General features: G+C 35.7%; 13 protein-coding genes. 11 read left to right on the forward strand and 2 right to left on the reverse strand.

Annotated elements, in window-relative coordinates; genetic code table 11:
• Positions 1-14 precede the first annotated feature (14 nt).
• Positions 15-788, reverse strand: a complete 774-nt coding sequence (locus tag Q7C23_RS03345) for a LexA family transcriptional regulator (RefSeq protein WP_072975048.1) — start codon at positions 786-788, stop codon at positions 15-17.
• 84 nt (positions 789-872) lie between these two features.
• Here Q7C23_RS03345 and dinB point away from each other — a divergent pair, with 84 nt between their 5' ends.
• The 7 genes from dinB (at position 873) to Q7C23_RS03380 (ending at position 9,290) form a co-directional block, all read left to right on the forward strand.
• Positions 873-2,054, forward strand: a complete 1,182-nt coding sequence (dinB, locus tag Q7C23_RS03350) for a DNA polymerase IV (protein ID WP_375031182.1) — start codon at positions 873-875, stop codon at positions 2,052-2,054.
• A gap of 2 nt (positions 2,055-2,056) precedes the next feature.
• Positions 2,057-5,116, forward strand: a complete 3,060-nt coding sequence (locus Q7C23_RS03355) for a DNA polymerase III subunit alpha (protein ID WP_375031183.1) — start codon at positions 2,057-2,059, stop codon at positions 5,114-5,116.
• Between the two features lie 51 nt (positions 5,117-5,167).
• Entirely contained in the window at positions 5,168-6,547 is a 1,380-nt protein-coding gene (locus Q7C23_RS03360; RefSeq protein WP_375031471.1) for an exonuclease domain-containing protein, read from the forward strand.
• A 69-nt stretch (positions 6,548-6,616) separates the two neighbouring features.
• A complete protein-coding gene (xth, locus tag Q7C23_RS03365; protein WP_375031184.1) occupies positions 6,617-7,393 on the forward strand; it encodes an exodeoxyribonuclease III in 777 nt (258 codons plus the stop codon).
• Between the two features lie 9 nt (positions 7,394-7,402).
• Positions 7,403-8,029 carry an alpha-ketoglutarate-dependent dioxygenase AlkB gene (locus Q7C23_RS03370; protein ID WP_375031185.1) on the forward strand — a complete coding sequence of 209 codons (627 nt, stop codon included), beginning with the start codon at positions 7,403-7,405 and terminating at the stop codon, positions 8,027-8,029.
• A 156-nt stretch (positions 8,030-8,185) separates the two neighbouring features.
• The gene (locus Q7C23_RS03375; RefSeq protein WP_194659025.1) at positions 8,186-8,647 is read left to right on the forward strand and encodes a DUF1810 domain-containing protein; all 462 of its coding nucleotides are present in this window, start codon (positions 8,186-8,188) and stop codon (positions 8,645-8,647) included.
• A 238-nt stretch (positions 8,648-8,885) separates the two neighbouring features.
• Entirely contained in the window at positions 8,886-9,290 is a 405-nt protein-coding gene (locus Q7C23_RS03380; RefSeq protein ID WP_375031186.1) for an MFS transporter, read from the forward strand.
• 233 nt (positions 9,291-9,523) lie between these two features.
• On the opposite strand, the gene Q7C23_RS03385 is transcribed toward Q7C23_RS03380, so the two are convergent.
• A complete protein-coding gene (locus Q7C23_RS03385; RefSeq protein WP_194659030.1) occupies positions 9,524-10,942 on the reverse strand; it encodes an APC family permease in 1,419 nt (472 codons plus the stop codon).
• Positions 10,943-11,266: 324 nt separating this feature from the next.
• On the opposite strand from Q7C23_RS03385, the gene Q7C23_RS03390 reads away from it, so the two are divergent.
• The 4 genes from Q7C23_RS03390 to Q7C23_RS03405 all read left to right on the forward strand — a co-directional run bounded on the left by Q7C23_RS03390 (position 11,267) and on the right by Q7C23_RS03405 (position 13,123).
• Complete coding sequence (locus tag Q7C23_RS03390; RefSeq protein ID WP_375031187.1) at positions 11,267-11,650, forward strand: hypothetical protein; 384 nt, start codon at positions 11,267-11,269, stop codon at positions 11,648-11,650.
• A gap of 9 nt (positions 11,651-11,659) precedes the next feature.
• Positions 11,660-12,043 (forward strand): DUF5958 family protein, encoded by a 384-nt coding sequence (locus Q7C23_RS03395; RefSeq protein ID WP_375031188.1) that lies wholly within the window; start codon positions 11,660-11,662, stop codon positions 12,041-12,043.
• A 102-nt stretch (positions 12,044-12,145) separates the two neighbouring features.
• Positions 12,146-12,580, forward strand: a complete 435-nt coding sequence (locus Q7C23_RS03400; RefSeq protein WP_375031189.1) for a hypothetical protein — start codon at positions 12,146-12,148, stop codon at positions 12,578-12,580.
• A 204-nt stretch (positions 12,581-12,784) separates the two neighbouring features.
• Positions 12,785-13,123: a hypothetical protein gene (locus tag Q7C23_RS03405; protein WP_375031190.1), complete on the forward strand. Its 339-nt coding sequence runs from the start codon at positions 12,785-12,787 to the stop codon at positions 13,121-13,123.
• Positions 13,124-13,149 lie beyond the last annotated feature (26 nt).

The following is a 13,149-nucleotide window of genomic DNA, read 5'->3' on the forward strand; positions in this document are numbered from 1 at the left end:
CTAATATAAACTTTTTATGTATTCGAAGTATTATTCTTAATCTCCATAACCTCTCTTTTCACTTCCAAAAGCAAATCTTTCATACTTTGCGATTCTGTCTGTTCATGACGTCTATCACTTCTTCCGATGTTGCATTCGTATTCCCAGATTTCTAAAATATCTGAGGCTTTCACTTCGTAATTTGGATAAAAGCGATTGTCTGATTCCAGAACCAAGGCATTCTTTTTGTTTTTATTGAGACGTTTGTACACCATTCCTTCATTTTTAGTAATCAGGATATAGGTTTTTCCATCCATAACCTCGCCCAGCCTTTCTACATAACGCCCAATAATAATCGAACCGTCTTCGTGTGGCGGCATTGAATCGCCCTCTACAGGAAATCCTCGGTGTTTACCTGGTCCTAAAAACGGAAGCGAAACCTGCTGTAAACTTTCAATATATTCCGGATCAGCATATCCGTTTAGATAACCTGCTTTTGCTTTTTGACTTACAATTTCGATAAAATTTTCTCCGAACTTATCAACTTGTATCGGCAAAATGAGTCGGTTTCCCTCTAATTTAATCAAATTTTCCACATCTATTTTGCGTATATCGACAGACAGTATCAAGTCAATACTCATATGAAAATATAAAGCAATCTGCTTTAAAATATCATACGGTGCTTCTGAAGTTCCATCTTCGTACTTAACGTATCTTCCTCGTGTAATTTTAAGGTTTCCAGCTAATTTCTCTTGTGATATTTTATGCTTAACCCTTAGTGCTCTAATGTTATCTGAAAATAAGGACATAATTAATTTGTTATAATTTGGAACACCAAATATACAAAAAATTGTTATTATCTGTATTAATTTTGTTGTACAAAAACAAAGGAAATGGCAAGGGCGATTGTACACATGGATTTGGATACCTTTTTTGTATCCTGCGAAAGGCTAACTAACTCAAAATTAAACGGCATTCCGTTGATTATTGGTGGTGGCGATCGCGGTGTTGTAGCCTCTTGCTCGTATGAAGCACGTTACTTTGGAGTGCGTTCTGCGATGCCTATTCACATGGCGATGAAACTTTGTCCGCAAGCCAAAATCATCAAAGGCGATATGGAATTATATTCGCAATTATCACATGATGTTACGCAAGTCATTCAGGAAAAAGCACCGATTATGGAGAAAGCCAGCATCGACGAATTTTATCTTGATATTACCGGAATGGATAAATTTCACGGAAGTTATAAATGGACAAATGAACTCGCTCAATCTGTAATTAAAGAAACCGGATTGCCAATTAGTTTTTCATTATCCATCAATAAAACCGTTTCTAAAATTGCTACCGGCGAAGGTAAACCAAAAGGAAATTTAGAAATTCCAGAAAACGGTGTACAGGCTTTTTTGAATCCGTTGTCGATTCAAAAAATTCCAATGGTCGGGACAGTGACTTTTCAACTTTTATCTCGAATTGGCGTTCGTAAAATCCAAACCTTATCTGAAATGCCTCCTGAAGTTTTACAGCAGATGATTGGTAAAAACGGTTTGGATATTTGGAAAAAAGCCAACGGAATCGATAATACTCCCGTAGAACCTTATACCGAAAGAAAATCAATTTCGACTGAACATACTTTTTCTCAGGATACAATTGATATCGAAAAACTCAAAAGAATACTTATTGGAATGGTCGAGAAACTGGCTTTCCAACTTCGGTCTGAACAATGGTTAACCTCAACAATTGCGGTTAAAATACGCTACGCCAATTTTGATACCGAAACCAAACAATGTAAAATCGCATACACCTCAGCAGATCATATTCTGACCAAAAATGTAATGGAGCTTTTTGAAAAAGTCTACCAACGCCGAATGCGATTGCGCCTGATTGGTATTCGCTTTAGCGGATTGGTTCGCGGTACGTATCAAATTAATCTTTTTGAAGATACTGAGGAAATGTTGTCGCTCTACGCCGCAATGGATAAAATGAAAAGCCGTTATGGTTTTGATGCCGTAATGCGCTGTGCCGGAGCTCATTTTAAACCAAATAATAAAGATGAAATTCTAAAACGTAATAAATAATCATGTACCTCAACTGTCATTCTTATCATTCATTACGCTACGGCACCATTCCGCTTACGGAATTGGTTAAAGATGCTGTTTTGCATGGTGTAAAAGCGATGGCATTGACTGATATTAATACCGTTACCGGAATTTATGATTTTATAAGAGAATGCGAAAAAGCCGGAATCAAATCTCTCGTTGGAATGGAGTTTCGTTGCCATCATCAATTCCGATATATTGGTCTGGCTAAAAATGCCGAAGGTTTAGGGGAGATGAATCGCTTTTTAACGGATCATAATTTCAGTGGAAAAGCCTTGCCTGTAATTGCTCCTGAATTCAAATCCGTTTTTGTCATTTATACTTTAGAAAATGCTCCGGAAATACTTCGGGAAAATGAATTTATCGGAGTTCGTCCAGACGAAGTTTTAAAGCTTCTTACTTCGAAACATGCAACTAAAATTGCTAAAATGGTTGTGCTTCAATCCGTAACTTTTAGTAATAAAAGAGAATTTAATCTGCATAAAATTCTGCGTGCTATTGACACTAATATTATTTTATCAAAACTAACAGAAGCTGATTATTGCAGAACTTCAGAGAAAATGCTGCCTTTAGAATCGCTTTTACCTTTTTATGAAAGTTATCCTGAAATTATTGTCAACACGCAGAGAATAATCGATTCTTGCGATTTTCAATACGATTTTGAAACGCCAAAAAACAAAAAATTCTTTACTGAAAACCGTGAAGGCGATATAAAAAAATTAACCGAACTGGCTCAGGAAGGCTTGATTTGGCGTTATGGCGAAAATCATGAATTGGCAAAAAAGCGTGTCGAAAAAGAGCTTAAAGTAATTGACCAATTACAATTCAGCGGTTATTTTTTAATCACTTGGGATATTGTCCGATACAGCAATAGTCAGGGATTTATGCACATCGGGCGCGGAAGCGGAGCCAACAGTATTATAGCTTATTGTCTCGGAATTACCGATATCTGTCCAATCGAACTCGATCTGTATTTTGAACGTTTTTTAAATTTAAATCGAAAAAGTCCACCCGATTTTGATATCGATTGGAGCTGGAAAGAACGTAACACAATTTTAGAATATATCTTCGAAAAATACGGTCGTGATCATGTCGCATTCTGTGGAACTAATGTCGAGTTCAAACACCGATCTATTTTTAGGGAAGTCGGAAAAGTTTTTGGTCTTCCGAAAGAAGAATTAGATATGCTGGCCAAAAATCCGATGGCATTACACGAAACCAATTCTATCGTGGAATTAGTTCAGAAATACAGTATTATGATGAATAAATATCCCAATCAGCGCAGTATGCACGCTTGTGGGATTATTATTTCTGAAGAGCCCATTACCAATTATACGCCACTGGAAATGCCTCCAAAAGGTTTTCCAATTGTGCTTTTTGACATGCACATTGCCGAAGAAATTGGTTTTGATAAATTCGATATCCTGAGCCAGCGTGGAATTGGTCATATTGATGACAGTGTAAAATTGATCGAGAAAAACAGAGGAATTAAAGTGGATATTCGCAACACTTCTATATCTAAAGATGAAACGATATGCAATGTTCATTTAGCACAAGGCAAAACAATTGGCTGTTTTTATATCGAAAGTCCTGCCATGCGTGGTTTATTACGCCGATTGAATTGTGATAATTATAAAATTCTCGTTGCCGCATCTTCAATCATTCGTCCCGGCGTAGCACAATCCGGAATGATGAAAGAGTATATTTTCCGTCATAATAATCCAAATCAATTCGAGTATTTCCATGAGGTTTTCAAAGAGCATCTTGGCGAAACTTATGGTATTATGGTTTATCAGGAAGATGTTATCAAAATCGCTCAGCATTACGGAGGTGTTCCTGCCGCAGATGGAGATATACTCCGTCGTGCGATGTCAGGAAAAGGGCGTTCTCTAGAAGCTTTACAAAAAGTAAAAGATAATTTCTTTGCGTCTTGTGCCAGAAAAGGGCATCCTGAAGCATTGAGTCAGGAAATTTACCGTCAGATTGAATCATTTGCCGGATTTTCATTTTGTAAAGCGCACTCCGCTTCTTATGCGGTGGAGAGTTACCAAAGTTTGTATCTCAAAATTAATTATCCTGTGGAATTTATGGTCGCGGTCATCAACAATCAGGGCGGATTTTACAGAACCGAAGTTTATGTACACGAAGCACGCATGTCTGGCGGTACAATCCTGAATCCATGTGTGAACAAAAGTGAATATCAAACTACCGTTTATGGCACTGACATTTATTTGGGATTTATGCATTTGCAGAGTCTGGAAGCAAAAACAGCTCATTTGATTGAATCAGAAAGAGAGAAAAATGGCGAGTATCTTTCTTTGGAAAATTTCATCAACCGAATTCCGATTGGGATAGAAAGCATTAAAATATTGATTTTTATTGGTGCTTTTCGTTTTACAGGAAAAACCAAAAATCAGCTTTTAGTGATTGCCAGTTTGCTTTTAAACAACTTCAAACCTGAAAACAGAAATTTGATGCTGTTGCAGGAACCAGTGAAAGAATACAAACTTCCCGTTTTGGAACGTTCTTTATTTGAAGATGCTTTTGATGAAATTGAATTATTGAGTTTTCCCGTCTCCTGTACGGTTTTTGATTTGCTTCAGATTACATACCGTGGCGATATTATGGCCAAAGATTTAGTAGCGTATCATAAAAAACAAGTTCGAATGCTGGCCTATTTAATCTCCAGAAAACAAGTTCCGACCAAAAAAGGGAACATGTATTTCGGCACCTGGATCGATCACGAAGGCACTTATTTTGATACCGCACATTTTCCGGATTGTCTGGCGCAATATCCTTTTCAGGGCGGAGGCTGTTATCTGTTGTTAGGAAATGTCGAAGTCGATTATCATTTCCCGACCATTACCATTATTAAAATGGCAAAAATGCCTTTTATTCCGGACCCGCGGTATATGGATGCCAAAGATCAGTTTAAAACACAACGGCAGATTAAAGAAGATGTGAGTTCAACGCATCGCGAACCGTATCCGCAGGGACATGAAATCAACTTACCAAGACACAGAATGAAATTTCAAAAATAACCAACGATGATTTTACAAGAACAAAAAGAGGTTTTGCGTTATAGTAAAGAGATGAAAAAGCAGGAATATGCCATAGTAGATATCGAAACCACAGGTGGAAACGCCAGTGGCAGCCGCATTACTGAAATTGCCATAATCATACACGACGGCGAAAAGGTAATCGATCGTTTCGAAACACTTGTTAATCCTGAAAAGGAAATTCCTCTTTCTATCTTTGGACTAACCGGCATTAACAATGAAATAGTCGCCAATGCCCCAATCTTCGATGACATTTCAGAGAAAGTACTGGAAATGCTGACTGACCGCATTTTTGTCGCACATAATGTCAACTTCGATTACTCTTTTGTACGTCATCAATTGGAACAAGCGGGATTTAAATGGACTGCAAGAAAATTATGCACCGTTCGCGCAGCAAGAAAAATTAAACCGGGATTGGCATCGTACAACTTGGGAAAACTTTGCTATTCGCTAGACATTCCTTTAGAGAATCAACATCGGGCTGGCGGAGATGCAGATGCTACCGCAATATTATTTTCCCGATTACTCGAATGGGACGACGAAGGCGAAATAGCAAAAATGGTTAAGATGACCTCACAAGATCAGCGTTTACCACCTAACCTCCCTCCCGAAGATTTTAATAATTTACCCGAAAAACCAGGTGTCTATTATTTTTACAATCAGGTAAAAAAAGTAATTTATGTTGGAAAGGCAATCAACTTAAAAAAACGCGTGGCTTCTCATTTTAGCGGCCATAAAATCAATCCGCAAAGACAACATTTTTTAAGAGATATCTACGGTATTTCCTTTGAGGTCTGCCCTACTGAATTAATGGCACTTTTGTTAGAATGTACCGAAATAAAACAACTTTGGCCAACCTACAATAGAGCATTAAAACGTTTTGAAGCGAAATTCGGGATTTATCAATATGAAGCAAGAAACGGATATAAATATTTAGCTGTTGGAAAACTAAGCAAATTTCAGACTTGTATTCATGAATTTAATAGTTTGTATAATGCGATAGATTTACTGAGGAGTCTGTCTGAGCAATTCGAAATTGATCAAAGATTCTGCAAGTATTCCAGACCTGAAGAAGGAGAATTTGTTCAAAATAATGAAGTCAAAAGTCTACCGGATGTTATGCTTCACAACGAGCAAGTCGACAATGCTATTGCTTTTTTATTAAGCAACAGACCCACTTTTGCCATTATAGAAAAAGGAAGAACTGCAGACGAACGAAGCTGTATCTGGGTTGAAAATGGACATTTTTATGGTATGGGTTATATTCCGTCAGATGTTGCGATTACTGATCCATCCGAAGTGAAAAATTATGTCACGCAGTACAAAAGCAATCAATACATGGTGCAGTTAATTTTCGCTTACGCAGAAAAATATCCGGGTAAAGTATTCTTTAACAAGCAGTTCCTAAAATAAGAATTTAAAATCAATTTAATTAAATGCTTAATAATCAGTAAATTTAATATCCAACTAATTAAATGAACCATGAAAATAGCAACATATAACGTAAACGGAATCAACGGAAGATTAAATGTATTACTACGCTGGCTTGAAGAAGCAGCTCCTGATATTGTCTGCCTACAGGAATTAAAAGCGCCACAGGATAATTTTCCTCTTAAAGCGATTAATGATGCAGGCTACAATGCCATTTGGCACGGGCAAAAACAATGGAATGGTGTTGCTATTCTTGCCCGCAATATGGAAATTGAAGAAGTAACCCGAATTCTTCCTGGCGATGAAGAAGATTTTCAGAGTCGTTATGTTGAAGCTTTGATAAACGGAATCGTGATTGCCTGTCTCTATCTGCCTAACGGAAACCCTGCGCCGGGACCTAAATTAGAATATAAATTGAAATGGTTTGATCGTTTGGCTCATCGCGCTGAAACCTTATTAAGCTTAAATACTCCTGTAATATTGGTTGGAGATTTCAATGTGATGCCAACGGAATTGGATGTTTATAAACCTGAAAAATGGGTTAAGGATGCGCTTTTTTTGCCTGAAGTTCGAAAGGCTTTTGCAGCTATTGTTTCGCAAGGATGGACAGATGCAATTCGAAAATTATATCCCGATGAGAAAATTTACACGTTTTGGGATTATTTCAGAAATGCTTACGAGCGAGATACCGGACTTCGAATTGATCATTTTTTACTGAGTCCGCAAATAGCTGCAGCTTTGCGTTCGGGCGGCGTTGATCGTCACGTTCGAGGCTGGGAAAAAACAAGCGATCATGCGCCAGTATGGATTGAAATTGACAAAAAATAAAGGAAAACAATGACATTATTTAACGACACCGAGTTATTTGCAACTGGTTTGGCAGGAAAAAAAGTGTTCGATATTCCTGATTCTGAATTGATTTTGATTGATAATTTCTTCACAAAAGAAGAATCTGATCGTTTTTATGAAAGATTGCTTCGAAAGACCAAATGGAGAGAATATGAAATGGAAATTTACGATAAAGTTTATACCGTTCCCCGAATGATTTCCTGGTATGAAGACAAAGATAATCCCGGAGCAGACCCGAACGGGCCTGACTGGAATTATGAATTATTGACTATTAGAGGCCGTTTAGAAAAAGAAACACAACTTGATTTTAATAGTGTGCTCCTTAATTTATACAGAGATGGAAATGACGGCGTAGGCTGGCACAGCGACAAAGAGCACAACACGGGGCCAAACCCTGTTATTGCTTCGGTGACTTTTGGAGAAACCAGAATGTTCAGACTGCGTCATAAATTCAGCAAAGAGATTCCGCAGGTTGAAATTCCTTTGCACCATGGTTCTTTTTTGCTGATGTCCGGCACAACAAATAGTTTTTGGCAGCATCAGGTTCCTAAAACGGCGCGAGATGTTTTGCCGAGAATTAATTTAACTTTTAGGCAAACGCATCGAAGTTTATGATTTATAAAGGTCTGAAAATGACATTGTTTTCTATTTCGTAACCGTAAGGAAAATTCTTCCACAAAAAGTTAAATTACTCATTGCGTGAACCTTTTATTAGGCAGACCTTATCTTTTTTAGTATTTTTGCAACCCTTTTTTAATATTTAATACCATAATGGCTTACTCAAACAATGATTTATCGCGTTTTTTAGATGCGCAAAACAAACTTTATCTTACTGCTCTTTCTGAAATCAAAAAAGGAAAAAAAGAAACACACTGGATGTGGTTCATTTTTCCTCAGATTAAAGGATTAGGAAGTAGCGATACAGCGAATCTTTATGCTATTAATGATCTAAAAGAAGCGACTGAATTTTTAGAACATCCTATTTTAGGGAAACATCTTATTGAAATTTCTGAACTGTTTTTGACTTTTAAAAGAAAATCAGCTGATGGAATTTTAGGAGATTTAGATGCTCGTAAATTACGTTCGTCAATGACACTTTTTTCTTTGGCAGAAAACACAAATCCTGTATTTCAGGAAATATTAGATGCGTTTTTCTCTGGAGAAACTGATCCTCTTACTTTGAATATTATTAATTCAACTATAAAATCTTCTGTAGAAACTGAAATGGTTTAATCACCAATTGTTTCTGGATTATTTAAATCAAAAGACACTGCTTGTATAAATGAGCAGTGTCTTTTTTTTGTTACTATATTTTTGACACGAAGACACAAGGACACAAAGTTTACTTTTCTTTCTGACTGGGAGATTATTTTCCCTCCAGACCTTTCCATATTGGTTTTTAGTTCATATTCAAATTTTGATTTTTCAACAGAAATAATTCTATATTCGCATTTATAAAATCAAAAAACTAATGACCGAAAAAATCAAAATTCTTAAAACTATTCATCTTGCTATTTGTGCAGGAGTTATCATTACTTACATCATGCTTGGAGAATTCTCTATGAAAACATTAAAAATTCCTGTGCTTGATTCTTCTTCAATTGTATTTGCAGTCTTACCTTTCCTGTCTATTTTTCTGGGTAACTATCTATTTAAATCACAATTAAAACAAGCGGATCAAAATTTAAAAATCGAAGAAAAATTGCCTATTTATCAAACTGCTTCCATTATCCGTTGGGCAATTCTTGAAGGAGTTGCTTTTATTATTTTATTTTTGAAACCTGATTTAGCTCTATTTGGATTAATTGTTATAGCTTATCTTATTCTTTTAAGACCAACAGAAAATAAAATTAATGCTGATTTTCAAAATGTATAATTTTTTTGAAATGCGTTGAAATTTAACCGCAAAGGGCGCACGGGTTTTACGCAAAGTTCGCAAGTTTTTTTGCCACAAAGACGCAAAGTTTACTTTTCTTTCTGACTGGGAGATTATTTTCTCACGCAGATTTACCAGATTTTCGATACAAAAAAACGCCTTGCTATTAACAAGGCGTGTTCTATACTTAAAAAAAATCTTAGAATCTCAGTATCTTAGGACCTTAGCAACTTCTATGATTCCTTTGGTTTTGTTAAGTAATAAACCGGAATTCCTGTTAGCATAATTAACACTCCCCAACCACAAGTCGAAAATTTAGTTAATAACAATGAAATACAAATTGCTGTTGCAATAATGATGTATAACATCGGCAAAAACGGATATCCAAAAGCTTTATAAGGTCGCTCCGCATCTGGCATTTTTTTACGTAAAATGAAAATTCCGTAGATCGTTAGAATGTAAAAAATCAATACAATGATGATTACAAAGTCTAATAAATCTCCATATTTCCCTGTCAGACATAAAGCCGAAGCCCAAATACATTGTGCCCACAAAGCCCACGCAGGCACACTTGATTCATTTAAGACAGCTGCTTTTTTGAAGAACAAACCATCTTTTGCCATTGTATAATAAACTCTGGCACCCGCCATAATTAATCCGTTGTTGCAGGCAAAAGTCGAAATCATAATCATGATAGCAATAATCAATGTTCCGATATTTCCAAAAATATATTGTGAAGCCACAACTGCTACTCTATCAGATTTTGCAGTTGCAATTTCGTCAAGCGGAATTACGGCCAAATACATTAAGTTAGTCAAAACATAAATTATCGTTACAATAAAAGTTCCCAGAAATAAACTGAAACCAACATTACGTTTTGGATTTTTAATCTCTCCCGCAATAAAAGTGACTCCGTTCCAGGCATCACTTGAAAATAAGGATCCCACCATCGCAGCAGAAATTCCGGTGATCAAAGCTGTTCCGCTTATTGGAAGCCACGACCCGCTTTCAGCATTATATGAACGTGTTGTCCACGCATCAGCCCAGTTTGCATCCCAAATCGAAGCCTTTGCAGCAAGCGTTAATCCGAAAACAATTAAACCCAGCAATGATAAAATTTTGATAATCGTTAAAACGGTTTGCAGAATTTTTCCGTTTTTCACTCCACGACTGTTTATATAAGTCAATAAAATAATAGTAAAAATAGACACTAATTGTGCTGCATTGAGTTTGAAAGAACCCAATTCGAATAAAATATTTTCGTCGCTTAACGGTTCATAAATATAAGCGGCAAATTTTGAGAAAGCCACTCCAACGGCAGCAATTGTTCCGGTTTGAATTACGGCAAAAAAGCTCCAGCCGTACAAAAAGGCAATCAGTTTATTGTAAGCTTCTTTTAGGTAAACGTATTGTCCCCCAGCTTTAGGAAACATGGCGCTTAGCTCGCCGTAACTTACAGCAGCAATAATGGTAATTAATCCAGAGATTAGCCAAATTAACGTCAGCCAGCCTGCTGATCCTACTTGTCTTGCGATATCGGCGCTTACGATAAAAATCCCGGAGCCAATCATAGATCCCACGACAAGCATGGTTCCGTCTAGTAATCCGAGTTCTCTTTTAAAATGTTCTTGGTCTTGTTCGTTTTCTTGCATTTTTTTGGTTTTGGGTTGGTTAAAGATATACTTTTTTTGGAAATTTTTTAATTCGATTATTAGATTGTTAGAATTTTGAACACAAATCAAACAATTCAATTCTAAAATAAATATTCAACTATCAGACTAATTTGGGCGTGTCCCTCCGGGTCGGGCTATCGGCTATATTCCCAATTAACAAAAACTACGGCTAAAAAGCCTTGTTTTTCTAAATCGGAAGATGCCGTCTCCCTCATGCGAGTCTCGGTTTCATAAGAAGATATTATATTTAAAAATTCAAAAGGATATTTCATACTTTAGCTGGAATAATTTGAAAACAAAAGAATGAATATTGATATTTTACTTTTTATAATTTTTACAATTCCTCTTTTTATTGTGGGATTTCAAATAGAAAGATTAAACGATAAAAAAATATTCACCATTTGGATTTCAATTGCCATTCTATTAATTATTACTGGAATATTAATTGAAGACAACTCTAATAATGAACTGAGGAACTTCAGTTATTTTGGTTCACAAATGCTATTTATTTTTCTAATTCTTCAGCAGATTACAAGAAATATTTATTTCAAAATATTCAATAGAGAACCAGAAATCGGAAAATTTCCAAAATATAAAATTGATTACATATACACTTTCGTAATATCAATCGGAACTATGCTCTTGCCTATTCTTATTGATGCTTTTATCTTTAAAAAGTTCAATTAAAAATCCCAAATGGAAGAAATAATCAATAAAATTGCTCAAGATAAACTAGATTTTAAAATCGGTCTTCAACAATTATTACCATATAATTTTGATGAACTTTTTGTGACTCTAAATAATTATATAATCAATTCTATTCCAAATAAAACAGATTATAATACAGAAGCGTACCAAAATGCATTAGCAACAATTCCGTTAAAGCCGGCTTATACTCCCATTGTAATTTTAAAAACCTATCCAACTAAAATTGCATTAAGTAAGCTGCCTCTGCTTCCAAAAAGTGAAAATATAAAAACAATAACAGCATTGCTTTGGATTTTTAAAATTACAGACACGGAAAGAAGAAATACCGAGTGCAAAAATGGTTGTGGGCATTTTTGGCATGAAATTTATTAAAAAACGAAACAGCCCCAAGACTCCACTCATTTATTTCCAAAATAGAAGAACTAGAAACGCAACCAATTCAAAAAAAATTCATCTTATAATAAACCAAAGATTATGAGAAAGTTTATAACCATCTTAATTACCGCAATTACATTTATTTCCTGCGGTGCCGAAAGTGAAAATAAAGTTCAAAACTCCGATTTTGTTGGAAAATGGAAATGGACCGGAACTCACGGAGGTTTTGCCGATCATTTACACGAAACGCCTGCCTCGACCGAAACTACTCTTCAATTGAATCTAATGAAAAATTACACTTTCACTATACTTAAAGATGGGAAAGAAGTGATGATTGGAAAGTATGAACTTACCACAATAAAATCAATTTATACCGGAGAGATGGAAAAGTACATAACATGTGATATGAGCAATAACCCAGACGGCAGATATTTTGTAACAAACGGTATCATTAAAATTTATGAGCAAAATAAACTTTCGATTGATGACAATAACTACGATGGTATCGGTAGTGGATTCGAAAGAATAGAATAAAGACAAAATCTAACTAACACAAAAAACTGCAACTTTAAAAAATTGCAGTTTTTTTTATGCTCAAAAATTACCTGGCAACGTGTTAATACCAGCTTTAAAATAAAATTTTAACAGTTTACGTCTTTCCGTAACATTATACAATTTCAACTATTTATATTTGAAAATCAAATCTATAAAAATTAACCAACCAAGACTAACCACGTTATGGAAACCACCAACTTAGAATCGCCGGATGTGGCAAATCATCATTATAATTATGTGGCAAATTTACTTTTAAACGAAAACAAATCAACTCACGAAGCTAAGAACCAACTTATTGCACAAGGGCTAAGCAACGAAATTGCCGGCTTGATAGTAGAAAACGTAGAAATTGAAATACAAGAAGCAAAACACGAGAAAGCCAGAAAAGATATGGTTTATGGCGCATTGTGGTTTTGTGGCGGCACCATTTTAACTATAGCTGACATTGGCTTTATTTTTTGGGGTGCCATTTTATTTGGCGGTATTCAGTTTTTCAAAGGACTGATAAATGTCACTTCATAGTATTTAAGGGAAAGGTCGGTAACAAA

The sequence above is a fragment of the Flavobacterium sp. LAR06 genome (genome assembly GCF_041946075.1).
Lineage (GTDB): Bacteria > Bacteroidota > Bacteroidia > Flavobacteriales > Flavobacteriaceae > Flavobacterium.

Coding starts and splice junctions, on each gene's coding strand:
- Q7C23_RS03380 (WP_375031186.1), top strand. CDS start 8,886: ATGACCGAAAAAATCAAAATTCTTAAAACTATTCATCTTGCTATTTGT.
- Q7C23_RS03360 (WP_375031471.1), top strand. CDS start 5,168: ATGAAAAAGCAGGAATATGCCATAGTAGATATCGAAACCACAGGTGGA.
- dinB (WP_375031182.1), top strand. CDS start 873: ATGGCAAGGGCGATTGTACACATGGATTTGGATACCTTTTTTGTATCC.
- xth (WP_375031184.1), top strand. CDS start 6,617: ATGAAAATAGCAACATATAACGTAAACGGAATCAACGGAAGATTAAAT.
- Q7C23_RS03370 (WP_375031185.1), top strand. CDS start 7,403: ATGACATTATTTAACGACACCGAGTTATTTGCAACTGGTTTGGCAGGA.
- Q7C23_RS03390 (WP_375031187.1), top strand. CDS start 11,267: ATGAATATTGATATTTTACTTTTTATAATTTTTACAATTCCTCTTTTT.
- Q7C23_RS03395 (WP_375031188.1), top strand. CDS start 11,660: ATGGAAGAAATAATCAATAAAATTGCTCAAGATAAACTAGATTTTAAA.
- Q7C23_RS03400 (WP_375031189.1), top strand. CDS start 12,146: ATGAGAAAGTTTATAACCATCTTAATTACCGCAATTACATTTATTTCC.
- Q7C23_RS03375 (WP_194659025.1), top strand. CDS start 8,186: ATGGCTTACTCAAACAATGATTTATCGCGTTTTTTAGATGCGCAAAAC.
- Q7C23_RS03355 (WP_375031183.1), top strand. CDS start 2,057: ATGTACCTCAACTGTCATTCTTATCATTCATTACGCTACGGCACCATT.
- Q7C23_RS03405 (WP_375031190.1), top strand. CDS start 12,785: ATGGAAACCACCAACTTAGAATCGCCGGATGTGGCAAATCATCATTAT.
- Q7C23_RS03385 (WP_194659030.1), bottom strand. CDS start 10,942: ATGCAAGAAAACGAACAAGACCAAGAACATTTTAAAAGAGAACTCGGA.
- Q7C23_RS03345 (WP_072975048.1), bottom strand. CDS start 788: ATGTCCTTATTTTCAGATAACATTAGAGCACTAAGGGTTAAGCATAAA.